This window comes from Herbiconiux sp. A18JL235, from assembly GCF_040939305.1.
GTDB lineage: Bacteria > Actinomycetota > Actinomycetes > Actinomycetales > Microbacteriaceae > Herbiconiux.
The window spans coordinates 131,714-153,444 of record NZ_CP162511.1; the positions used below are offsets into that span (position 1 = coordinate 131,714).

Annotated in this window: 21 protein-coding genes; 8 read left to right on the forward strand and 13 right to left on the reverse strand. The window is 70.4% G+C overall.

The features are described from left to right. Positions 1-4: 4 nt before the first annotated feature. Genes trxA through ABFY20_RS00645 form a run of 3 tightly spaced genes read right to left on the reverse strand, consistent with a single transcriptional unit; the run spans position 5 to position 3,375 of the window. The gene (gene trxA, locus ABFY20_RS00635; RefSeq protein WP_368498010.1) at positions 5-415 is read right to left on the reverse strand and encodes a thioredoxin; all 411 of its coding nucleotides are present in this window, start codon (positions 413-415) and stop codon (positions 5-7) included. A gap of 43 nt (positions 416-458) precedes the next feature. Continuing rightward, positions 459-2,474, reverse strand: a complete 2,016-nt coding sequence (locus tag ABFY20_RS00640) for an amino acid transporter (protein ID WP_368498011.1) — start codon at positions 2,472-2,474, stop codon at positions 459-461. A gap of 58 nt (positions 2,475-2,532) precedes the next feature. After that, positions 2,533-3,375, reverse strand: a complete 843-nt coding sequence (locus ABFY20_RS00645) for an exodeoxyribonuclease III (protein WP_368498012.1) — start codon at positions 3,373-3,375, stop codon at positions 2,533-2,535. 94 nt (positions 3,376-3,469) lie between these two features. Here ABFY20_RS00645 and ABFY20_RS00650 point away from each other — a divergent pair, with 94 nt between their 5' ends. Then, entirely contained in the window at positions 3,470-4,696 is a 1,227-nt protein-coding gene (locus tag ABFY20_RS00650; RefSeq protein WP_368498013.1) for a YihY/virulence factor BrkB family protein, read from the forward strand. 70 nt (positions 4,697-4,766) lie between these two features. Then, entirely contained in the window at positions 4,767-7,040 is a 2,274-nt protein-coding gene (locus ABFY20_RS00655; RefSeq protein WP_368498014.1) for a cell wall-binding repeat-containing protein, read from the forward strand. A gap of 13 nt (positions 7,041-7,053) precedes the next feature. On the opposite strand, the gene ABFY20_RS00660 is transcribed toward ABFY20_RS00655, so the two are convergent. Further along, positions 7,054-7,539, reverse strand: coding sequence for a tetratricopeptide repeat protein (locus ABFY20_RS00660; RefSeq protein WP_368498016.1), 486 nt, complete (start codon positions 7,537-7,539; stop codon positions 7,054-7,056). A 74-nt stretch (positions 7,540-7,613) separates the two neighbouring features. On the opposite strand from ABFY20_RS00660, the gene ABFY20_RS00665 reads away from it, so the two are divergent. Both ABFY20_RS00665 and ABFY20_RS00670 read left to right on the forward strand, forming a co-directional pair. Continuing rightward, positions 7,614-8,501 carry an SDR family oxidoreductase gene (locus ABFY20_RS00665; RefSeq protein ID WP_368498018.1) on the forward strand — a complete coding sequence of 296 codons (888 nt, stop codon included), beginning with the start codon at positions 7,614-7,616 and terminating at the stop codon, positions 8,499-8,501. Between the two features lie 55 nt (positions 8,502-8,556). Further along, on the forward strand, positions 8,557-9,342 hold the full coding sequence (locus ABFY20_RS00670; protein ID WP_368498019.1) for a hypothetical protein: 786 nt from the start codon (positions 8,557-8,559) through the stop codon (positions 9,340-9,342). A 22-nt stretch (positions 9,343-9,364) separates the two neighbouring features. On the opposite strand, the gene ABFY20_RS00675 is transcribed toward ABFY20_RS00670, so the two are convergent. Beyond that, positions 9,365-10,309: a hypothetical protein gene (locus tag ABFY20_RS00675; RefSeq protein ID WP_368498020.1), complete on the reverse strand. Its 945-nt coding sequence runs from the start codon at positions 10,307-10,309 to the stop codon at positions 9,365-9,367. 174 nt (positions 10,310-10,483) lie between these two features. Between ABFY20_RS00675 and pyrE the strand changes: the two genes are divergently transcribed. Both pyrE and ABFY20_RS00685 read left to right on the forward strand, forming a co-directional pair. After that, entirely contained in the window at positions 10,484-11,032 is a 549-nt protein-coding gene (pyrE, locus tag ABFY20_RS00680; protein WP_368498021.1) for an orotate phosphoribosyltransferase, read from the forward strand. Between the two features lie 95 nt (positions 11,033-11,127). Beyond that, on the forward strand, positions 11,128-11,838 hold the full coding sequence (locus ABFY20_RS00685; RefSeq protein WP_368498022.1) for a hypothetical protein: 711 nt from the start codon (positions 11,128-11,130) through the stop codon (positions 11,836-11,838). 56 nt (positions 11,839-11,894) lie between these two features. Here ABFY20_RS00685 and ABFY20_RS00690 read toward each other — a convergent pair whose 3' ends face one another. Then, positions 11,895-13,019 carry an epoxide hydrolase family protein gene (locus tag ABFY20_RS00690; protein ID WP_368498023.1) on the reverse strand — a complete coding sequence of 375 codons (1,125 nt, stop codon included), beginning with the start codon at positions 13,017-13,019 and terminating at the stop codon, positions 11,895-11,897. A gap of 169 nt (positions 13,020-13,188) precedes the next feature. Between ABFY20_RS00690 and ABFY20_RS00695 the strand changes: the two genes are divergently transcribed. Beyond that, positions 13,189-15,084, forward strand: a complete 1,896-nt coding sequence (locus ABFY20_RS00695; RefSeq protein ID WP_368498024.1) for a DUF2207 domain-containing protein — start codon at positions 13,189-13,191, stop codon at positions 15,082-15,084. Between the two features lie 84 nt (positions 15,085-15,168). Here the strand turns inward: ABFY20_RS00695 and ABFY20_RS00700 are convergent, their stop codons facing one another. Continuing rightward, positions 15,169-15,654 carry a DUF4190 domain-containing protein gene (locus ABFY20_RS00700; protein WP_368498025.1) on the reverse strand — a complete coding sequence of 162 codons (486 nt, stop codon included), beginning with the start codon at positions 15,652-15,654 and terminating at the stop codon, positions 15,169-15,171. Between the two features lie 158 nt (positions 15,655-15,812). Then, complete coding sequence (locus ABFY20_RS00705; RefSeq protein ID WP_368498026.1) at positions 15,813-17,099, reverse strand: LCP family protein; 1,287 nt, start codon at positions 17,097-17,099, stop codon at positions 15,813-15,815. A gap of 146 nt (positions 17,100-17,245) precedes the next feature. On the opposite strand from ABFY20_RS00705, the gene ABFY20_RS00710 reads away from it, so the two are divergent. Continuing rightward, on the forward strand, positions 17,246-17,758 hold the full coding sequence (locus ABFY20_RS00710; RefSeq protein WP_368498027.1) for an Lrp/AsnC family transcriptional regulator: 513 nt from the start codon (positions 17,246-17,248) through the stop codon (positions 17,756-17,758). 8 nt (positions 17,759-17,766) lie between these two features. Here ABFY20_RS00710 and ABFY20_RS00715 read toward each other — a convergent pair whose 3' ends face one another. From ABFY20_RS00715 to ABFY20_RS00735, 5 genes are read right to left on the reverse strand one after another with little or no spacing between them, the layout of a single operon-like run. Further along, positions 17,767-18,264, reverse strand: coding sequence for an Lrp/AsnC family transcriptional regulator (locus ABFY20_RS00715; protein ID WP_368498028.1), 498 nt, complete (start codon positions 18,262-18,264; stop codon positions 17,767-17,769). Between the two features lie 4 nt (positions 18,265-18,268). Beyond that, a complete protein-coding gene (locus ABFY20_RS00720) occupies positions 18,269-19,006 on the reverse strand; it encodes a 3-keto-5-aminohexanoate cleavage protein (protein WP_368498029.1) in 738 nt (245 codons plus the stop codon). Next, entirely contained in the window at positions 19,006-19,689 is a 684-nt protein-coding gene (locus ABFY20_RS00725; protein ID WP_368498030.1) for an RraA family protein, read from the reverse strand. Before ABFY20_RS00725 ends, ABFY20_RS00720 begins: the two co-directional genes overlap by 1 nt. 8 nt (positions 19,690-19,697) lie before the next feature. Continuing rightward, on the reverse strand, positions 19,698-20,510 hold the full coding sequence (locus ABFY20_RS00730; protein ID WP_368498031.1) for a carbon-nitrogen hydrolase family protein: 813 nt from the start codon (positions 20,508-20,510) through the stop codon (positions 19,698-19,700). Continuing rightward, positions 20,507-21,721: an ABC transporter ATP-binding protein gene (locus ABFY20_RS00735; RefSeq protein WP_368498032.1), complete on the reverse strand. Its 1,215-nt coding sequence runs from the start codon at positions 21,719-21,721 to the stop codon at positions 20,507-20,509. The genes ABFY20_RS00730 and ABFY20_RS00735 overlap by 4 nt, the downstream gene beginning before the upstream one ends. Positions 21,722-21,731 lie beyond the last annotated feature (10 nt).

Consider the following 21,731-nt stretch of genomic DNA (forward strand, 5'->3'; position numbering starts at 1 on the left):
GCGACTAGACCGCGTCGGGCGACGGGGCGCTCGCAGCGCCCGCCTGCGCTTCGCGCTCGGCGACCGCCTTGGCGTAGTCGCTCTTCACGGCGTCCATGTCGAGGCCGCGCACCTGGGAGATGACGTCTTCGAGCACGGTGCCAGGCAGGGCCCCGGGCTGCGCGAAGATCGGGATGCCGTCGCGATACCCCACGAGCGTCGGAATCGACGTGATGCCGTACGCCGCGGCCAGCTGCTGCTGGTCTTCGGTGTCGACCTTCGCGAAGGTGATGTCGGAGTGCTCGTCCGACGCCTTCTCGAAGACCGGGGCGAACTGCTTGCACGGGCCGCACCAGTCGGCCCAGAAGTCGATCAGCACGATTCCGTCTGCGACGGTCTCGTCGTGGTTGTCGATGGTCAGAGTCTTCGTGGACATGCCTTCATTAACGGCACACACGGCCGGGAATTCCCACCGAGGCTCAGCTGACGTGCACCTCGGGGCGGTGTCTCGGGTCTGACTCGGCCCGGCGCAGCACCTCGCGCGTGACAGGCGCGACCTCACCGGTGCCCGTCACCAGGTAGCGGAGCATGTTCGAGATGGGGCTGCCCTCGGTCCAGCTGAAGTAGACGTCGGGCACGACGCCCGTGAGCTCGCGCATCTCGAGCAGCACCGAGGCGATGGTGTTCGGGATGTTGCCGCTGCGCACGGTGAGCACGCGGTAGCCGAGCCTGGCCTCGCCGTGGACGACGAGGTCTTCTTCGAAGTCGGACGAGTCGGAGGGGATGACCTCGAGGAAGATGACCGGCGTACCGCGGGGGATGCCCGCGTCGCGGCGCTCCTCGTCGATCTTCTGCCGGTACTCCGCGGCGAGCTCGGCGTCGCTCGTGCCGGCAGGCGCATCCGGTTCATGGGCGATGATGCGCAGAGAGTCGTACTCGTCGGCATCGCTCAGCAGGTAGTCGAGCGCCTCGGGGTCGAAGGTCACCGAGGTGGCGCGCAGCTGGAACGACCGCTGCACCCTCGACACGACAGACACGACGACGATTCCGAGGATGAACAGGCCTGCGATGCGCACACCGTCGGGCCGCTCGATGATGTTCGCGATCGTGGTGTAGACGAACACGACGGTGACGATGCCGAACGCGACCATGGCCTTGCGCTGCTTCTTGCGCTTGGCCGAGAGCGTGACGGCGAGCGACGCCGAGGTGATGAGCACGAGCACTCCTGTGGCGTAGGCGCCCGCCTGTGCGTCGACGTTCGCGCGGAATACGAGCGTGATGATGACGGCGATGGCGGTGAACACGAGCACCAGGGGGCGCACGAGTCCGGCCCACTGCGGGGCCATGCCGTACCTCGGCAGGTAGCGCGGCACCAGGTTGAGGAGCCCGGCCATCGCCGAGGCGCCGGCGAACCAGAGGATGGCGATGGTCGCGACGTCGTAGGCCGTGCCGAAGCCCTCGCCCAGGTACTCGTGGGCGAGGTAGGCGAGCGCGCGGCCGTTGGCGGGGCCGCCCGCCTCGAACGCCTTCTGCGGGATGAGCAGCGTCGTCGTGACGCTCGAGGTGATGAGGAAGGTGCTCATGATGACGGCCGCCGTGGTGAGCAGCCGCTTCGTGCCCCGGATGCGCCCCACCGGGTTCGCAGGCGTGTCGCCCTCGTCACCCTTGATCTGCGGCATCACGGCGACACCGGTCTCGAAGCCCGAGAGCCCGAGCGCGAGCTTGGGGAAGGCGATGAGGGCGATCGCGATCATCATCAGCGGGTCGCCGTGCTGGGTGGTGAGGGCCTTCCACCAGTCGTCGATGACGACGGTGTTCGAGGCGACGTGACCGATGGCGACCGCGATCACCACGGCGTTCAGGAGCAGGAACACCGCGACCAGCACCACCGCGATGTTGATGGCCTCCTTGAAGCCGCGGAGGAAGACGACGGCGAGGGCGAGGATGAGCACGAGCGTGATCGCGATGTTCTGGCCCTGCAGCCAGTCGGGGGCGAACGGGTTCTCGATGGCGTGCGCGCTCGCGTCGGCCGCCGAGAGGGTGATGGTGATCATGAAGTCGGTCGCTGCGAAGCCGAGCAGCACCAGCACCACGAGCTTGCCGCCCCACCATGGCAGGAGACGCTCCAGCATGGCGATGGAACCCTCGCCGCGGTGACTCTCGCGGGCGACCCGGCGGTACACCGGCAGTGCCCCGAACAGCGTGACGAGCACGAGCACGACCGTGGCGATGGGGCTGAGCAGGCCGGCCGCCAGCGCGGCGATGGCCGGCTGGTAGCCGAGGGTGGAGAAGTAGTCGACGCCGGTGAGGCACATCACCCGCCACCACGACCGCGTCTTCTCGGGCTTGACCGCCCCCGGCCCGGGGTGTCGGCCCGCGCGCTCGGAGAGCCCGTCGGTCAGCCAGCGGCGCAGGCGAGACCCCTGCGGAGCGGGGGCCGGGTGCGGCTCCCCGGGCGTGATCGACGACCCCGCCCCGACGCTCGAAGAAGACATGGCTCCATCTATACACGCCGCCGCCGACGCGCGCGTGACGGAACGGCGGGTCGGGAGCTCAGCCGAAGATCATCGGCCGGTCGTCGTCGTCGGTCTCCAGGTCGAGGTCGAGGTCGACGACGACCGGCACGTGGTCGGAGGGGGCGTCGCCCTTGCGCTCGTTGCGGTCGATGCGGGCGGAGGTGACGAGGTCGGCGAAGGGCTGCGAGCCGAGGATGAAGTCGATGCGCATGCCCTCGTTGCGCGGGAAGCGCAGCTGCTTGTAGTCCCAGTAGGTGTAGCCCTCGGGCACCAGTGGGCGCACCACGTCGCTCAGGCCGATCTGCTCGAACGCCGCGAATGCGGCACGCTCGGGCGCCGAGACGTGGGTCGAGCCGGCGAACGCGCCGATGTCCCACACGTCGGTGTCGAGCGGGGCGATGTTCCAGTCGCCCATGAGCGCGAGCGGCTGGTCGGGGTGCGCGGCGAGCCACGCCTTCGTCTGCTCCGCCAGCTCGGCGAGCCAGGCCAGCTTGTAGTCGTAGTGCGCGTTCTCGAGCTCGCGGCCGTTCGGCACGTACAGGCTCCACAGCCGCACGCCGTCGACGGTGACGCCGAGCGCGCGGGCCTCGAGCGGCAGCGAGCCGTCGTCGAGGGCCTTGCCGAAGCCGGGCATGCCGGTGAAGGTGTTCGCCGCATCCGTCATCGGCAGGCGGCTCGCGAACGCCACACCGTTCCACTGGTTGAGACCGTGCAGCACCACCTCGTACCCGGCCTCGTGGAAGGCGTCGAACGGGAACTGCGACTCCTTGCACTTGATCTCCTGCATCGCCAGCACGTCGACGTCTTCCCGCACCAGCCAGTCGACGACCCTCCCCACTCGGGCACGGATGGAGTTCACGTTCCAGGTCGCAACACGCATGCCTCAACGCTACCGGCAGCATCCGTCATCGGATGCGCGGGGCGGGACGCACCACTGCCCCGCACCCGCAACGTCCGCTCACTAGGCTGACGGCATGGCGCGAGCGGCACGCGGAGGCCCCGGCGACGGCGGGCACGACGGCAGGCACGTCGACGACACCGACGCGGCCGCCGTCGACGCCACCCTCCGCGACCGCATCGAGCAGCACACCCAGCGCCTCCAGGAGCGCTTCGACCAGCCGCTCACCCGCATCACCGCCCTCACGAACGACACCCTCGCGCTCTTCCCCACGCGCGTCTGGCGCCGGTTCCTCGCCGGCAACGGCTTCCTCCTCTCGTCGGGAATGAGCTACCAGGCGCTGTTCGCCGTGTTCGCCGCGGTCTACGTGATCTTCGCCGTCGCGGGCATCTGGCTGGTGGGTTCGCCCGAGACGATGGGTGCGCTGATCGAGGTGATCAACACCTACATCCCCGGGCTGATCGGCCCCGAAGGGGTCATCCCCGAGAGCGACCTGCTCGCGATCGCGAGCTCGAGCACCTCGGTGCTCACCATCACGGGCGTCGCGGCATTCGTGGTGCTCATCTGGACCGCGATCGGCTGGATCACCTATTCCCGTGTCGCCGTGCGCGCCATCTTCGGTGTGCCACGAGACCCCCGCTCCTACGTGCTGCTCAAGGCGCGCGACTTCGTGGTGGCGCTCGTGCTCGGCGTCGCCCTGTTCGCCGCCGCCGTGCTCAGCGTCGCCAGCACGGCGGCCCTCGACTGGGTGTACTCGCTGTTCCCGAACGCTCTGCGCGACTGGTCGACGGGCCTCGTCACCGTGCTCGGGCTCGTCGTCGTCTACCTCATCGACACCATCGCGCTCATGGTGCTGTTCCGTTTCCTCGCCAACGCCCGGCTGACGGTGAAGCGGATGCTCGGCGGCGCCACCCTCGGAGGAGCCGCCCTGCTCGTGCTGCAGGTCGCCGGCAGCCAACTGCTCGGCGGTGCCTCGCGCAACCCGCTGCTGTCGACCTTCGTGGTGTTCATCGCGATGCTGCTGTGGTTCCGGCTGACGAGCGTCGCGACCCTGGTCGCGGCGGCCTGGATCTCGGTTGCCGCCGACGACCGCGGCGAACTCCTCTACGAGCCGACCGCGAGCGAGCGTGCCGCCATGGAGCACGACGCGCTCGTGCTGGCGGCCGAGATCCGGATGCGCGAGGCCGCCGCAGAGCTCGCCGACGCCACCTGGTGGCGCCGCCCCGCAGCCCGCTGGCGCCTCGACGCCGCCCGCGAAGAACTCGCCGCGCTCGAAGAGCGCGGTCGCGCGGGCGCCTCCTGAGTTCGCCCCGTCCATCGAGGATGCTCAGGTCAGCTTCGCGACAGGGCATAAAATGACGTATGCTCGCCTTATGAAGGCGACGAAACGATCGTTTTATGGTGTGATCGCCGTGCTGGCGCTCGGCTCGGCCGTGTTAGCGCAGGGCGCCGCTCACGCGACCGTTCCCGGCTTCGGGGATACCGTCGTCGTGAGCGCCACTCCTACGGGGGCAAGCGCAGATGGCGACTCCACCGAGTCATCCATATCGGCGGATGCGCGCTATGTGGTCTTCACATCTCACGCCAAGAACCTCTTGCCCGACAACAAGCCCATCAACGATCAGGTGTACCGGAAAGATCTCGTTACGGGTGAGGTGCGACTCGTCAGCGCCGTGACGGGCTCCGAGAACATTCCCGGCTCCGGTCCCTCTGCACACGGTTCGATCTCAGCGGACGGTCGCCTCGTCGCTTTCGCGTCATGGGCGGGTAATCTCCAAGCACTTCCGACAGGGTCGGGTCAGTGGAACGTCTACGTGAGAGACATGGGTAGCAACATCACGCGACTCATCAGCGTGGCATCGAGTGGGATGCGTGCCGGCAACGGGGAGTCCTCCGACCCCGCCATCTCCAGCGACGGTTCGACCGTCGCCTTCGTGTCCAAAGCCACCGATCTCATCTCCACGTCGACGGTTCCTTCCACTCGAAGCTTCGTTTACCGCGCGCCCGCGGAGGCTGACGCTACCTCAAGGGTTGAGCTCGTGAGTGTCGCCGATGGTTCGACCGCCGAACACCCGATTCTGCTCGATGCCCTCGCCGACGAACCATCTGTCTCCGCCGATGGCTCGGTCATCGCCTTCACGACGGCGGCGTCCAATGCGCGACCCAGGGGCAACCCGGCCGGTGCCACTCAGGTCTACGTTCGAATCGGCTCATCGACGCGATTGGTCTCGGAGTCCCGCAACGGGGGTGGTGTCGGTGGGAACGGAGGATCGTGGATGCCCTCGCTGTCGGGCGATGGATCGACGATCGCCTATCTGACTGCCGCGACCGACATCGTCGACACACCCGGCACGGGTCGAAACGAGCAGGTGATGGTGCGGAATCTGCGGGAGTCCTCTTCCACGCTTGTGAGCGTGAACCGTTCGGGAACGTCAGCCGCGAATGATCGGTCGGACTGGCCTGCACTCTCTGCGGACGGTTCGATAGTGACCTTCACGTCGTGGGCCACGGACCTCGTCGAGTCCGACACCAGGGGGATGGCTCAGGTCTACGCGCGATCCGCCAGAGGTGTCTCGCTGGTGAGTGTCGACCGCACCACCGGTGCGGCGGGAAGCGCTTGGTCATGGGACAGCGCCATCTCGGCAGACGGACGTGTCGTGGTTCTGACATCGGATGCGGTGCTGTCAGCGTCTCCCGGAAGCATCTGGTCGACCATCTACGCGGTCGGGGCGGAGGTGCCGACCATCGAGCGGGTTGCGGGAGTCGACCGCTTCGAGACGTCGGCGAGCATCTCGGCCCGGGCATTCTCCGCCGGCGTCGATACGGTATATGTCGCGTCTGGGGCGGTCTATGCAGACGCGTTGGCGGTCTCGGCGACGGCCGGGCCGCAGTTCGCACCCGTATTGCTCACCCCGCGCGACTCGATACCCCCGGCTGCCGCGTCGGAGCTCGGTCGGTTGAGGCCGGGAAAGATCGTCGTCGTCGGAGGGGTGAACTCGGTGAGTGATGCCGTATTGAAGGGCCTCGAGTCGTATGCGCCTTCCGTGAGTCGCATCGGGGGCGCTGACCGGTATGAGGTGGCGGTCAACATCTCGAAGTCCATCTTCGGCAGTGGAGGAATCGCAGTGACGTACATCGCGTCGGGCGAGAACTTCGCAGACGCGCTGTCGGGTTCGGCAGCGGCGGGCTCGCGCGGCGGACCCGTATTGCTCGTGACAAAGAACTCCGCTCCCGACAGCGTGCTCGCAGAGCTCCGTCGGACGCAGCCCGAGAAGATCGTCGTTCTCGGTGGCCCGAATACGATCGCCGACTCCGTCGTCGACGCGGTGAAGACCATCGCTCCCACGGAGCGCATCGCGGGCTCCGACCGGTTCGCCACGTCCGCGGCGATCGCGAGCAACGCCTTTCCGAGCAAGTCGAAGACGGTCTACGTGGCCTCAGGGAACACCTTCCCCGATGCCCTGTCTGGTGCTGCCGCCGCCATCACCCAGCAGGCGCCGGTTCTACTGGTGGGCCCCGACACCGTGCCGTCGACGGTCGCCCTCGAACTTCAACGCCTCGACCCGACGCGCATCATCGTGCTGGGCGGAACGTCCAGCATCTCCCGTGACGTCGAGGGAGCACTCCGACAATACGTGATCGGGTGACGCGGCCGATGCTTCAGTCGTCCGTGAGGGCGGCGGCGTAGGCGCGCACGGAGCGGTGGTAGCGCGGGAGGGTGGGTTCGATCGCCTCGAGGGCGACTCGCAGCGCCTCGGCGGAGCGACCCGCGCTGTGCAGGGCGAGGGCGAGGAACACGGCGGGTGCGGCGCCGGTGGCGGGATGCTCGGGTGCGTTCCGCAGCATCGTCACGGCCTCCTCGACGCGGCCGAGGTTGCGCAGGGTCGAGGCGTGCTGGATGGCGAGTTGCGCGGCCCGGCCGGGGTCGACGTCGCGGAGACCGGCCGCGGTGGCGGCGGCGTAGTGCCGGTCGGCCTCCGCCTCACGGCCGCCCGAGTCGCACGCTCCGCCGAGTTCGAACTCGCCGAGGGCGGGGTGAGGTGCCTGCTCGGCCAGGGCGCGCATCCTGTCGATGCGCTCGTCGTCGTCGACGCCCTCGTCGGCCCAGAGGTCGGCGACCTCTTTCTCCCAGTCGTCTGCATCCATTCGGCAAGCCTAGAACGGTGCCCGGTGAGGTCGCGTCGGGTCGCGGAGGGGTGGCGAGGGGGCAGGATGGGGGCATGGTGACGACGATCGCGGTGACCGGGGCGACGGGTGAGGTGGGCGGGCGCGCGGCGCGCCTGCTGGCAGCCGACGGGACGGAGGGCGCGAGGCTGCGCCTGGTGGTGCGCGACTCTGCCCGGGGGGAGCGGGTCGCCGTCGAGCTGAGGGGCGCCGGGGCGGAGGTCGAGATCGCCGTCGCCGGGTACGGCGACCGCGGCGCCGCCGAGCGGGCCCTCGAAGGAGTCGATGTGCTGTTCATGGTGTCGGCGGCCGAGAGTGCCGACCGTCTGGAGCAGCATCGATCGTTCGTCGACGCGGCGAGAGCATCCGGAGTCGGGCACCTCGTCTACACCTCGTTCTTCGGGGCGGCGCCCGACGCCACCTTCACCCTGGCTCGCGACCACTACGCCACCGAGCAGTACATCAGGGAGTCTGGCATCGCCTTCACCTTCCTGCGCGACGACTTCTACGCCGACTTCCTGCCGCTGCTCGCGGGGGAGGACGGGGTGATCCGCGGCCCGGCGGGTGACGGGAGGGTGGCCGCGGTGGCCCGCGCCGACGTCGCCGACGCGGCGGTCGCCGTGCTGCGCGACCCGGCGGCGCACGCGGGAGCCACCTACGAGCTCACCGGCCCGGAGGCGCTCACGCTCGCGGAGGTGGCCGAGCTGCTCACCGAGCTGTGGGGGCGGGGGCCCATCCGCTACCACGATGAGACGGTCGCGGAGGCTTATGCCTCGCGGGCCGTCTGGGAGGCGCCGCCCTGGCAGCTCGACGCGTGGGTGAGCACGTACACGGCGATCGCGAGCGGCGAGCTCGCCCGCCTCACCGACGACGTGCGGCGGCTCACCGGTCGCCCGCCGCGCTCTCTGCGCGAGCTGCTCACCGCATCCGGTCGTCAGCCGTAGAGGAAGATGCGGCGCAGCCTTGTCAGCGGGGGCAGCGGCCGTCATCATCGTGAGCATGAACGACATCTCGCGCCGCTCCGTCATGGCGGCGGCCTGGTCGGCGCCCGTTCTCGTGGCCGTCGCTGCGGCGCCCTCGGCGGCGGCCAGCGGGCAGCAGACCTCCTCCCTCACCTGGAACTCTCTGAACGGTGACTTCCAGGCGCCGAACTCGCTCATCCTCACCATCCCGGCCGGCTCGGCTGCCGTCGGCTCCACGGGCGCGATCGAGCTGTACACCGTCGGCATGCCGTTCTCGCCGAGCTTCCAGACCCTGCCTGCGGGGTGGAGCTACGGCGCCGTCCCGCCCTCGGGCATCCTGAGCTCCTCCCAGGCGCTCGCCGCCGGCAGTTACGTCTTCACCACGAACCCGTGGATCGACTGGACGAGCGGCTATGACGTCATTGCGGAGTGGAGCAACAACGGCGAGACGTCGTCGACGCAGATCAACGTCGGGCCGGCCGGCCGGCCGACGCTGGCGTGGGATGCGGCGGTCGGGTACTTCGGCGGAACGAACACCCTCACCGTCACGGCCGCGCCCGGCTCGTACGCCGTCGGCGAGCTCGCCGCGATCTCGGGTTTCGACTCGGTTCCCACCGCCGTCGCCGCGCCGACGAACGGCTGGATCGACTTCAGGAACGGGGGCCAGCGCACCTTCCGGAACTTCCAGCTGCCCCCCGGCGCGTCATCGATCGCCTTCACCTGGCCGGAGGGCCAGGGAACCACCTTCGTGACGGCGAGCTTCAGCTCGTCGGTCAACGCGTTCACGGTGTCGGCGTCGATCCAGCTGCTCGCGGGCCCCTAGGAACACTGCGCGGGGCGCGTCGTCACTCCGACCGCCGGCCCTCCGCCGCCCACGCCACACCCAGGGCGAACAGCGTCGTGGCTCGGTAGTGCTCCATCGCGGCCGCGATGCGCCGCCGGCCGGTGCGCGGGTTGATGCCGAGCGACCGGGAGGCCGATTCGAGCGTGATGCCCTGGCGCATGAGCGTCAGCAGCGGTGTCCATGGATGCTCGGCGGGCAGGATCGGCTCGGCCTGCCACCAGAGCCGCTCGAAGTAGTCGACGGCCATGCCGCCGAGAGCGGCGTTGCGCACGCCCAGCACGCTCGTGGGGGCGCCTTCGCCCCATTCGAAGGGGAGAGCGAGCTGGTCTCCGTCGACCCAGAACCAGCTGGGCGGCGAGTCGAGCGTGCGGTACTCGACACCGAAGCTGCTGTAGTGCTCGATCGAGCGCGCGGCGGCGGGCTCGTCGACCGCCGAGGTGGGGATGATGACGCGTACCGAGGTCTTGCCGGCGAGCGCGCGCCCGAAGCGCGCCGCGCGGTCGGGGTCTGGCTTGAGGAACCGGGTCACCTCAGGCAGCACCGCGAAGAGCGTGCCCGACTCGTGGGGAGCGTTGTCGAACCAGAGATCTTCCGAGGCGTGCGGGCCGTGCCGGGTGATGACAGGAACCGGGTCGGCGGTCGTCTCGCCGATCGAGAACTGGCGCAGCATGCGGGGCAGGTCGGCGATGACGCCTTCGATGTCGTCGAGGGCGCTCTGCGCGTCGCGTCTGAGCTGGGAGGAGCGGGCCGATACCCGCTCGCTCACCCAGGCCGCCGGGTCGGGGTAGGCGAGTTCATCGCCACTGCCGCCGAGCAGCCCGCGCTCGCGGAGCGCTTCGACGGCACCGCGGGCGGCCGCCTCGTCGAGGTGGGCCAGCTGGGCCGCCTCCGCGATGGTGGCGGGGCGTCCCCTGTGCAGGATGGCCAGCAGGGTGTCGTCGTGCACGCTCGCTCCTCGGCGCGGTCGCGGCTCCGCCTGCCGGGTGCCGGTGCGCTCATCGTGCCCGGGTGCGATCCCGACCGCAAGTCGCGCGGACAGCGCCTTCGAGAGCCCTCGACCGCATGCCGCGCGGCCACCGTCTGCCGAAGCCGGATGCGACCCGCCCCGTAGACTGGGCCCGTGAGTGATGCGCGCAGCCAGTTGATCGAGTACATCAAGTCCGACGCCGTGTTCCATGGCGACTTCACGCTCACGAGCGGCAAGAAGGCCAGCTACTACGTCGACCTGCGCAAGGTGTCGCTCGACCACCGGGTCGCGCCGCTCATCGGCCAGGTCATGCTCGACCTCATCGCCGGCATCCACGACGTGCACGCCGTGGGCGGACTCACCATGGGCGCCGACCCCATCGCCTCCGCCGTGCTGCACCAGGGCGCCGCGCGCGGGCTCGCCTACGACGCCTTCGTGGTGCGCAAGGAGCCGAAAGACCACGGCCGCGGCCGGCAGGTCGAGGGCCCGGATGTCGCGGGCAAGCGCGTCGTGGTGCTCGAAGACACCTCGACCACGGGTGGCTCGCCGCTCGCCGCCATCGCCGCCCTCGAGAAGGCCGGGGCGATCGTGGTGGGTGTGGCCGTGGTGGTCGACCGCGCGACCGGTGCCGGTGAACGCATCGAGGAGGCCGGCTACCCCTACCACTACGCCATCGGCCTGGGAGACCTCGGGCTCGAGTAACGATGTCGAGCCCCCGCGAAACGTCGTCGAGCCCCGGTGATCCGGGGCGTCGCGGAGCGCCGGGGGGCGCGCCCGCGCACGGCGACCCCGCCTCTGTGGGGCGGCACCGCTCGTCGAGGGGCCTCGATGGCCGGGCGGCGACCCGGGTGATCGTGGCGGGCTCCTTCGTGCTCGCCGCCGCGCTCGTGGTCGCCCTGTTCTTCGCGGGGCGTGCGGCCGGAACGAGCTGGGCGGGCGGCGGCGACGACGGCGGCGAAGCGGATGCGGTGGCCACCCCGGTGGAGACCGCAGCGACCCCGGGGCCGACGCCCGCGCAGTCGCCCCTCCCCACGCAGAACCCGACGGGCGACCCGGCCGCCGGCTCGTCAGGCGCCACGCTCGACCTCGCCGCACCCGCACCCTCCACCCAGGCCGCCGCGGGGGTTCAGCCGTGGCGCTCCCTCGCCGGTGGCGAGTGCCTCTCCTCCTTCAGCTCCCCGTGGGCGGAGGAGTTCACGGTCGTCGACTGCGGCGGTGAGCACACAGCGCAGCTGGTGGCCACCGGCTTGCTCGACGGCGACGCCGCGGCCACGTACCCGGGCGAGGTCGAGCTCGCCACACGGATGAACCTGCTCTGCACCGCCCCGTCGGTGCTCGATCCGGCTGCAGCCGCCGCCGTGCCCGATCTGCGCTGGCAAGCGGCGTTCCCGGCCGACGAGGCGCAGTGGGCGGCCGGCGACAGGCGCTGGTTCTGCTTCTTCAGCGCCGAGAGCGGGGCGCCGCTCGCCGGTTCGCTCGCCGTCGCCCCGGCGCCGCCGGCCACCTAGCCGCGCCGCGCCCCGTGCCCGCCCGGTGCCCGCGTGCGCGCCCCATGCGAGCGCCATCACCGCGCCAGCTCGAGCGCGCGCCGCACGCCCCAGAGGTAGTCGTCGGGCCGCTCCCAGGCGGCGAAGTGCCCGCCCTGCTCGAAGGTGCGCCAGTCGGCGATCGCGAAGAACCGCTCGGCGAAGCGACGCGGGGCGTTCACGAGATCGCGGGGGAAGACCGTGAACACCGTGGGCGCCTCGACCCGCGGCCAGCTCTGCGGGTCGTCGGCAGAGTACGGTGCGAACGAGGTGCCGATGCACCCGGAGAACCAGTAGGCGCTCACCCAGGTGAGGGCCTCGTCGAGGGTGAAGGCGTTCTCGAGCTCGCCGTCGGAGTCCGTCCAGCGCACGAGCTTCTCCACGATCCACGCCGCGAGCCCGGCGGGGGAGTCGCCGAGCCCGACGCCCAGGGTGAGGGGCCGGGTCGACTGCTCGTGCGAGTACGCCCCCTCCGCCGCCTGCCAGCGCATCCCGTAGTCGACGTAGGCCCGTTCCTCCTCGTCGAGGTCGCCGGGCACGCCGTTCAGGAAGTGCTGCTGCGACACGTCGGTCAGGTGGAGGGCCGCGACAGCATCCGGATGCCTCGCCGCGAGCGCCTCGCCCACGTTGCAGCCGACATCGCCCGCGGAGATCACATACCGTTCGAAGCCGAACTCGGCCATGGCCGCGGCGATGGCATCGGCCGCGCCGGTGGGCGGGAGCGCCTCGCCGTCGGTGGGCGCGGCGAACGGGTAGCCGGGTATCGCCGGAGCGACCACGGTGACGTCGGAGAGCTCGGGGAGGATGCGCTCGAACCGCAGCACGGAGTCGGGCCAGCCGTGCAGCAGCAGCACGACCGGGGCGCCGGGCACCTCGGCGACGATCGCCCGCACGGGTACGGCGGCCTCCGTCGTCGCGCGCCACGGCAGCGCGGCGAGGCGCTCCTCCTCGGCGCGCCAGTCGAAGCCGTCCCGCCAGCGTTCCACGAGTCTCGCGACCAGCTCCGGGCTCACCCCGAGGTCGGCGCCGTCGAACGCACTTCCGCGAACCGTCGGCACCTGCCGGAAGCGTTGCAGCCGCTGCCGCAGGTCGTCGATCGCCTCGTCGCTCACGCGGGGGAACGGAGCGATCGGCGAGGTGGTGGCGTCGTATGGCGTCGTCATGGAGACTCCTCTCAGGCGGGCGGCGCAGGCCGGCCTCGCGTCGGTGGACTCATCCCATCGTGCGCCCTGAGGTGGTCTGCGCACCTAGGTCATCCGACCTATCTTCGACGATTCCGCAGGAGGGTGAGCATTCCTCCGGAACGTCAGGGGTGGTGACTAGAGTGTGAGCATGGTCGCTCACCTGCCCGTTCGTGCTTCAGCCCGTCGTCGCGCAGCGAGGAGCGTGGGGCGACGGATGCTGGCGGTGCTCGCCGCCGTCGGCCTCGCCGCGGGGGTGGCTGCGGCCGGGGCTCCGGCGGCTTCGGCGACCGCGCTCGCGCCGGCGGGTGCGCCGCTGCGCGGGGTGAACGACTTCTCGTTCTCGTCGTTCGACGGGCGGTACGAGCTCGGCATCGACGACGAGGGCCACTCCACGCTCCGCACCACCGAGACCTTCGTCGCCGAGTTCCCCGACATCGATCAGAACCACGGCATCCAGCGGGCGATCCCGCTCGACTACCAGGGGCATCCGACCGATCTCACGCTGGTCTCGGTCACCGACGCCGACGGCACCCCGCGCGACTACGAGAGCGAGACCGAAGACGGCAATCTCGTCGTCACCATTGCCGCCGACGACTTCGTGCACGGCGAGCAGAGTTACGTGCTCACCTACACGCAGCGCGACGTCACCGGGTACTTCGAGAACACCGACGACGACGAGTTCTACTGGGACACGAACGGCACACTCTGGCGGCAGCCGTTCGCCGAGCACCGCACCACGACGGTGGTGGCACCCGAGCTCGTTCCGGCCCTGACGGGAGACACCGGGTGCTTCGTCGGAGCCCAGGGAGACGGCACCGCGTGCACCATCGACCGCAAGGATGACGGCGGAGCGGCGGTGTTCACCACCGCTGTCAGCGAGCTCGGCCCCGGCGAGAACGTCACCGTGGGCATCGCCTTCACGGCGGGCACGTTCACACCGCGCGACATGTCGTACCTCTCGAGCGGGTGGAGCTGGGCGCAGCTGGTCGCCCTCGTGCTGTCGCTTCTCCTCATCGTGCTCGCCGTCGTCTACCGGGTCACCCGTCTGCGAGACGCACCCGGCCGGCCCACGATCATCCCCGAGTACACCCCGCCGCCCGGGGTCGACATCTTCCTCGCCTCGTTGGTGATGAAGAAGACCGCCCGTGCGACGGCGGCGTCGTTCGTCGACCTCGCGGTGCGCCACAACATCCAGATCGTCGAGCAGGAGGGCGGCCTGGTGTTCAAGAAGCCCGTGTACTGGCTGCACCTGCTCACGCCGCAGGGATTGAACGCGGCCGAGCTCGAGTTCGCCCGCATCGTCTTCGGTGACGACCTCGCTCCCGACGCGTGGAAGGAGCTGAAGAAGAACGACACGCCCCTGGCGAAGGCGCTCTACAAGCTCACCCAGGCGACGCGAAAGCGCGCGATCTCGGAGGGCTACTTCAAGAAGGGTGTGTCGGGGCGGTCGTCGCTGCTGCTGCTCGCGTCGCTCGCGCTCGCCGCGGTGGGGCTCGTCTGCGGCATCCAATCGGCCGACCTGGGCCTCGGCGGCGGGCTGCCCGTCCTGTTCGTGTTCGCGGCGGTCGTGTCGGTGCCCGTCGTGATCGCCATCTCGTTCCGGGCGCCGCTCACCGCCAAGGGGGCTGAGCTGCGCGACTACATCAAGGGCATCCGCATGTACATCGAATGGGCGGAGGAGGAGCGGTACCGCGTTCTGCAGAGCCCCGAGGGGGCGCTGCGCACCGGCGTGAACGCGCCCGACTGGGGGCAGGTGGTGAAGCTCTACGAGAAGCTGCTGCCCTGGGCGGTGCTGCTCGACCTCGAGACCGAGTGGGCCAAGGTGCTCGGCACCTACTATGAGAGCCTCGGCAGCCGGCCCGACTGGTACGGCGGAGGCGACGGGGCCTTCAACGCCTACCTGTTCGCTTCCAGCATCTCGGCGATGTCGGCGAGCACCGCGTCGTCGTACTCCGGTAGCTCGGTGAGCAGTTCGAGCGGCTTCTCCGGCGGCGGGGGCTTCTCGGGCGGCGGCGGCGGGGGTGGCGGAGGTGGCGGGGTCTGATCGACCCCGCCACCCGGGTGCTGCGCCGTCCGTCTCCCTCCGTGGGTTTCCGTGCGGGTCGCGATGCGGCTCGCGGGGCGGGTCTCAGTACGTCGAGACCGCGGCGCCGAAGATCGCGATGCCTGCGGCGGCGATCCAGAACAGGGCGACGGCGAGCCACCCGGCCAGGGTGACGTAGCCGAGGATGAGACCGGCGAGGGTGATGCCGCGCCCGTCTTCGCCGTTGCGGGCGATCTGGCCGAGCGCGATGTGTCCGGTGATCACCGGCACGAGACCGAAGCCGAGAACACCGAGCACCAGCGTGATGATGCCGAGGGTGTTGGTCTTGGCCGGCGCCGGAGCGGAGTACTGAGGCGCCGCCGGGCCGGTAGGCAGGGGCGGGACGGTTCCGCCGGCGTACGCGCCGCCGCCGGTGATCGGGGTCGTGGCTCCGGTGGTGCCGCCGGCGTACGTGTCGCCGCCGGTGACCGTGTCGCCGCCGGCGATGGGGGTCGTGGCTCCGGTGTCACCGGGCCTGGCTTCGTCGGTGGGCTGGATGGCGGGGTCGAGGGTGTCGGTCTGGTTCGTCATGTCTTCGACGCTACGCATCCGCCTTGCGCCGCGGATCGCACCCAGGTCTCGTCGTCGTGGTACCCCGGCATGAACCCGGGTCGTCGATCACCGCTCGCCACCGTGCCTGGGGCCCATGCGGGGCTCCCGGGGTGCGGCGGCCGAGTGGTGGCAGCCGCTCAGTAAGAGAACGCGTTGGCGCAGGTCTGCTCCGCCGCGGTCTGACCCTTGAGGCCGTCGATCACCTCGGGAGAGGCCTCGACGGGAGCGTCGGTGGCCGTGGGATCGCCCGTGGCGGGGTCGGTTCCGGGGTCGGTGCCCGCCTCCGTGCCGGGATCGGCCGGTGCCGTCGTCCCGTCGTCGACCACTGTCGAACCGGTGCCCGTCGACCCCTCGGCGAGGGTGAACGGCTGGTCGGCCTGCAGCTTCGCGAACAGCACGTCGGCGAGGTCTTGCACCGGCACCACTTTGTTCGGGTCGTCGGCGTCGGCGCCCGTGGGGTACTGCACGAAGACGATGTTGTTGAGGTCGACGTCTTTCATCGTCAGAGCCAGCGACACCATCGAGTCGAGGCTCGTGAGCGAGGTCGACAGCTGGATGTTCTGGGCGGCCGCCGACGCGAGACCGTACAGCTTCGAGATGTCGGTGAGCGTGTTGGCGCTCTTCAGCGTGCGCACCATCGACGAGAGGTACTGCTGCTGCGAGGCGATGCGCGAGAGGTCGCTGCCGTCGCCCACGCCGTGCCGGTTGCGGAGGAACGCGAGGGCCATCTGCCCCTCGATGACGCTGGTGCCCGCCGGCAGGTCGAGACCGGAGTCCGAATCGAAGATCGGCTCGACGAGGCACACCGGCACGCCCCCGATGGCGTTCGTCATCTCGATCACGCCGTTGAACGAGGTGGCCGCCGCATAGTTGATGTCGAGCCCCGTGAGGCTCTCGATGGTGGTGTTCACGCAGGCCAGCCCGCCGCGGCTGAAGGCCTCGTTGAGCGGCTGCGACGACATGGCGTCGAACACCTCGCCCGTGCTCGGGTCGGTGCACTCCGGATGCGCGATCATGAGGTCACGCGGAAAGCTCACCACGACCGCGTTCTTGTGGTCGGCGGAGACGTGCAGAAGGATGTTCACGTCGTTCAGCGTCGCGTCGCGCTCACCGAAGGTGTCGCCCTGGTTGGGGTCGTTGTCGGTGCCGATAATGAGGAAGTTGAAGCCCCCCTCGAACGCGCCCAGCACGGGCGGGGGCGGGGGCTGGTCTCCGCCGCCCGAGATGTCGACGGCGTTCGCGTTCACCTGCTGGGCGATGCCGTTGATCGCGTAGGCGGCGACGCCGCCGATGCTCACGAGCGCGACGGCAAGGGCAACGGCCACGGCCTTCACGACCAGACCGACGGGAGACGGGGTGTGCAGTCGGCCGTGGCGGGTGGGCCCGGTCTTCTGACGTCCGTGGCGCCGGCTGGTGTCGCTCAAATGCGTGTCCTTCGAGTGGATGCGGGGAGAAGACGGCGCGTGCGTTTCCGTCCGAGCGTCGATAGTAGCCGACGAGGCTCGCCGCCGGCCGGGCACTTTCTCAGGGTTGACCGGGCATTTGCCGTCGCGCGTGATTCAATTGCGGCATGGAGCTCGAGGCAGTCGACGTGATCGATCGCAAGATCATCGACCAGCTGCGGCTCGACGGCCGCCGCTCCTTCGGCCAGATCGCGCGCTACGTCGGACTCTCCGAGGGGAGTGTGCGCCAGCGGTACCACCGCCTGCTCTCGCTGGGGGTGGTGCAGGTGGTCGGCATGCCGAACAGCCCCAAGATGGGCTACGTCGAGGCCCACCTCTCCATCCGCGTGCGCGGTGCCACGGTGGAGACTGTGGCGCGGGCGCTCGCCGCGCTGCCCGAGGTGAAGTACGTGGCCGCGTGCATCGGCTCCTACGACCTCAGCGCCGATGTGCGGTGCGACGACCAGGCGCAGATGAACGCCTTCCTCACCGACACCGTGCGCTCCATCACCGGCGTCGACCACCTGGAGACCGCCGCGGTGCTGGAGGTCATCAAGGACGAGTACGTGTGGTCGGGCTTCCGCGAGCCGATCGGGCGGCCGACCCGCCCGCATCCGGCGACCGGCGCGCTGCCCCGTTGAGCCGCTGACTATCCGGCGGGCGCGGCCCCGAGCGAGCCTCCCATGGCCCTCTCACCCGACTGGTCGCGCAATCCGTTCCACGAGTAGTCCTTGTAGAGCCGCGTGAGCACGAACTGGTCGATCGTCACCACGCCCGGCGTGCGGCGGATGTCGTCGAGCAGGTCGGCGAGCTGCCCCAGGTCGCGCGGTGTCGCCTCGAGGTAGATGTCGTGAGCGCCCGAGGTGAGCGCGACGTGACCGATGGTCGGCAGGCCGGTGAGCGACTTGGCGACGTTGCGCGGGCTCAGCCCGTGCACGGTGAGCAGCAGCCGCACCGACTGATGCCCGAGGGTGAGCGGGTTGCAGAGGGCGACGATGCGCAGCGTGCCGTTCGAGGTGAGTCGCTGGATGCGCGCCCGCACGGTGGCCTCCGAGACACCGACGGTGGCGGCGATGTCGGTGAAGGCGCGCCGACCGTCCTCGCCGAGCAGCTCGACGAGGCGACGATCGAGGTCGTCTGCAGCCATTCCCCTATTCTCGCGCGGCGCTCGCCTCGATCGCGAGCGCCAGCTCGACCATCGCCACGGTGTCGGGGGCCACGGACCCGTCGTCGAGCACGAGCATGTCTTCGAAGCCCACGCGCACCTCGGCGCCGTCGGCGACCGCCGCTCGCACCACGGGCCAGGCAGTCGCGTCGTAGCCGTGGTACAGCAGGGGGGCGGTCACGCCGCCGGAACGCAGGGCAGCCGCGATGGCGCGTGCGTGAGCCACGGCGTCGTCGGGTTCCTCGTCTTCGGGTTCGATGAGCACGCGCACGTTCTGGTGCAGCGTCGGCGACGCGAGCAGGGCGGGCACCTCGTCGAGGTGCCACACCGCGCTCTCCAGCACCATGCCGCGCTCGATCACGAGCGAGGCGGCCTCGGCGGCTCCCTCCTCCGAGAAGGCGACGGAAGCGAAGTCGGGAAGCGCGTCGGCCGGCCAGGCGGCCAAGTGGCGCATCCGCTCCTCGTGGCCCGAGCAGGTCCAGAGCCCGGTCGTGGTGCCGATGACCACCGAGGGGTCGACCGACTTGACGGCGCGCACCATCGCGGCCACCGCATCCGGGGCGATGGTCTGCCCGCCGTCTGCGGTGCGCACGTGCGCGTGCACGACGTCGGCGCCGGCGGCGACCGCCGCTCGGGCGGCCTCGGCGATCTCCTCGTTCGTGAGGGGGACGGCCGGATGCTCGTCGCGGGTGCGGCCTCCGTTGATCGCTGCCTTGACGAGCATCAGGCGGCTCCCCCTGCCGAAGCCCAGCCCGCGACTGCGGCGCTCGCACCGGTGAGGTCGCCGAGACGGGCGCCCTGGCGCAGCTCTTCGACCAGCTCGGGCTCTTCGGCATCGTCGGCGAGCGCGGTGTCGATGAGGGCGGAGACCACGTCGACCGGGCCGAAGAACACACCGTTGCGGTCGGCGAGCACGACGTCTCCCGGCTGCACGGCAACCCCGCCGCAGGTGACGGGGATGTTCACGCCGCCGGCATCCACCGATAGTAGTTTCGTGGTGAGCACGCTCGACCCGCGGGCGTACACGGGGAGGCCGAACTGCTCCACCTCGTCGAGGTCGGTGACGACGCCGTCGACGATCACGCCGGCCGCCCCGCGCAGCGTCAGCGTCGCCGCGAGCACCTCTCCCACCGGGGCATGGCGGGTGTCGCCGCCGGTGTCGATGACGAACACGTCGCCGGGCTCGCACCAGCCGGCGGCGTGGTGCAGCACCGTCGAGTCCTGCGCCGTGAGACGCACCGTGATGGCCCTGCCGACGACGCGCTTCGTGCCGACCATGCGCCGGATGCCGTGGTCGGCGAAGCCCTCCTCGAGGTAGTGGCCGAGCGTGGGAAAGGAGACCCGCTCGAGCTTCTCGACGAGCTCGGCGGGGAGGGCGGCGGGCGTGGGGCCCTGGCTGAACGGCATGGTGGTGCTTACTCCTGAACGGTGACGGTCGAGACGAGACGGCGGTTGGCGAGGGCGGGCAGAACCTCACGCACCTCGGCGGTGCGGTCGAGCGAGAGCTCCACGACGGCGATCGCCTCCTTCACGGTGCCGAGGCCCGCGCGCTCCACCCCCATGGGGTCGACGATGAGGCTGCTGCCGATGCACTCCGGCGACGAGGAGCCGGCGGCCAGCACCCAGCAGGTGCTCTCGATGGCACGGGCCTTCACGAGGGTCTCCCAGTGCTCTTCCTTGCGGGCCCCGGCGACCCAGGCCGCCGAGATCGAGAGCACGTCGGCGCCGCGTGCGACGAGGTCGCGGCTGAGTTCGGGGAAGCGGATGTCGTAGCAGTTCACGAGGCCGATCGCGACGCCCTCGATCATCACCACGGGGGGCAGCTCGGTGCCGCCGGTGACGTAGTCGCTCTCCCGGTAGGAGAAGGCGTCGTAGAGGTGCAGCTTGCGGTACGACTCGACGACCTCGCCGCGCGGGTTCACCACGACGAGGGTGTTGAACGGGCGGTCGCTGCCGGTGGGCTCGTAGCCGCCCGCGATGATCCACAGCTCGTGCTGGGTGGCGAGCAACGAGAGCTGGGCGAGGAAGAGCGGCCACTCCTCCTCGACGACGAGTCCGAGCGGGCCGGTGACGTCGCCGGCCAGCAGCATCGCCTCTTCGGGGAAGACCACGAGCCGGGCGCCTGCTCGCGCGGCGTCGGCCGTGAGCGCGGCGATCGCCTCCCGGTTCGCCGCACCGTCGACGGTGGGGGCGAGCTGGGCGACAGCGGCGACGAGGGACGGGTTCACGCGGAGACCTCCGGGGTGGTGACGGATGCGGCGGGGTTGGAGGATGCGGCGGCGGGGGAGGCCGGGCTGGAGGACGGGAATGCTGCCGAGCCGTCGGCGGGGAGCACGCGCGCCGCATCGGCGGGCCACGACAGCACGACGGGCGACCCGTCGGCGACAGCCCCGAGAGCTGCCGACTCCGCGCCGCTCGGCACGCTCACCGTCACGAGGCCGCGTGACTCGAGCAGCACGTGGAAGGTCCATTCGTCGCCGAGGAAGACGCGTTCGACGAGGGTTCCTGCGACGGAGTCGGCCGGAGCCGAACCCGCCGCCGTGCCCGCTGTGCCTGCGACCGCCGCGGTCATGGTGACCCGTTCCGGCCTGATGGCGAGGGTCACACCTGTGCCGGGCCGGGCGTCCGCCGGCACCGCCGCGGGAACGGAACCCACGCCGGGCACGGTGACCGAGCCGCCCTGCACGTCGACGACGCCGTCGAGCAGATTGCAGCTGCCGATGAAGGAGGCGACGAACCGGGAGGAGGGCGCGTCGTAGATCTCGATCGGGCTCGCGACCTGAAGCACCCGACCCTCACTCATCACGGCGATGCGGTCGCTCATGGTGAGCGCCTCCTCCTGGTCGTGGGTGACGTAGATGAAGGTGATGCCCACCTCCCGCTGCATGCGCTTCAGCTCGAACTGCATCTCCTTGCGGAGCTTCTGGTCGAGGGCGCCGAGCGGCTCGTCGAGCAGCACCACCGCGGGGCGGCCGACGACGGCCCTGGCGAGGGCGACGCGCTGGCGCTGGCCGCCCGAGAGTTCGGCCGGCTTGCGGTCGCCGAAGGCTCCGAGCCGCACGAGCTCGAGGGCTTCCCGCACCCGCTGGTCGATCTCGCGCTTCGGCGTGCGGCGCACCCGCAGCTCGAAGGCGACGTTCTCGTACACCGTCAGGTGCGGGAACAGCGCGTAGCTCTGGAACAGCATGTTGAGGTCACGCGACTTGGTCGGAACGCCGTCGACGTTCTTGCCGTCGAGCTCCACCGAGCCGCCGGTGGGCTTCTCGAAGCCGGTGATCATGCGCATTAGCGTGGTCTTGCCGCATCCGGAGGGGCCCAGGATGCTGAAGAACTCGTTGCGGCCGATCTCGAGGTCGAGCGGCTGCACGACCTGGTTGGCTCCGAAGCTCTTGGTGAGGCCGCGGAGCTTCACCGCCGGCGTCTCGGTGGTCTCGTTCATGGTTGGCTGC

Bases quoted from the DNA above. Each gene is read 5' to 3' on its own strand.
- trxA (WP_368498010.1), bottom strand. From the start codon at position 415: ATGTCCACGAAGACTCTGACCATCGACAACCACGACGAGACCGTCGCA.
- ABFY20_RS00640 (WP_368498011.1), bottom strand. From the start codon at position 2,474: ATGTCTTCTTCGAGCGTCGGGGCGGGGTCGTCGATCACGCCCGGGGAG.
- ABFY20_RS00645 (WP_368498012.1), bottom strand. From the start codon at position 3,375: ATGCGTGTTGCGACCTGGAACGTGAACTCCATCCGTGCCCGAGTGGGG.
- ABFY20_RS00650 (WP_368498013.1), top strand. From the start codon at position 3,470: ATGGCGCGAGCGGCACGCGGAGGCCCCGGCGACGGCGGGCACGACGGC.
- ABFY20_RS00655 (WP_368498014.1), top strand. From the start codon at position 4,767: ATGAAGGCGACGAAACGATCGTTTTATGGTGTGATCGCCGTGCTGGCG.
- ABFY20_RS00660 (WP_368498016.1), bottom strand. From the start codon at position 7,539: ATGGATGCAGACGACTGGGAGAAAGAGGTCGCCGACCTCTGGGCCGAC.
- ABFY20_RS00665 (WP_368498018.1), top strand. From the start codon at position 7,614: ATGGTGACGACGATCGCGGTGACCGGGGCGACGGGTGAGGTGGGCGGG.
- ABFY20_RS00670 (WP_368498019.1), top strand. From the start codon at position 8,557: ATGAACGACATCTCGCGCCGCTCCGTCATGGCGGCGGCCTGGTCGGCG.
- ABFY20_RS00690 (WP_368498023.1), bottom strand. From the start codon at position 13,019: ATGACGACGCCATACGACGCCACCACCTCGCCGATCGCTCCGTTCCCC.
- ABFY20_RS00695 (WP_368498024.1), top strand. From the start codon at position 13,189: ATGGTCGCTCACCTGCCCGTTCGTGCTTCAGCCCGTCGTCGCGCAGCG.
- ABFY20_RS00700 (WP_368498025.1), bottom strand. From the start codon at position 15,654: ATGACGAACCAGACCGACACCCTCGACCCCGCCATCCAGCCCACCGAC.
- ABFY20_RS00710 (WP_368498027.1), top strand. From the start codon at position 17,246: ATGGAGCTCGAGGCAGTCGACGTGATCGATCGCAAGATCATCGACCAG.
- ABFY20_RS00715 (WP_368498028.1), bottom strand. From the start codon at position 18,264: ATGGCTGCAGACGACCTCGATCGTCGCCTCGTCGAGCTGCTCGGCGAG.
- ABFY20_RS00720 (WP_368498029.1), bottom strand. From the start codon at position 19,006: ATGCTCGTCAAGGCAGCGATCAACGGAGGCCGCACCCGCGACGAGCAT.
- ABFY20_RS00725 (WP_368498030.1), bottom strand. From the start codon at position 19,689: ATGCCGTTCAGCCAGGGCCCCACGCCCGCCGCCCTCCCCGCCGAGCTC.
- ABFY20_RS00735 (WP_368498032.1), bottom strand. From the start codon at position 21,721: ATGAACGAGACCACCGAGACGCCGGCGGTGAAGCTCCGCGGCCTCACC.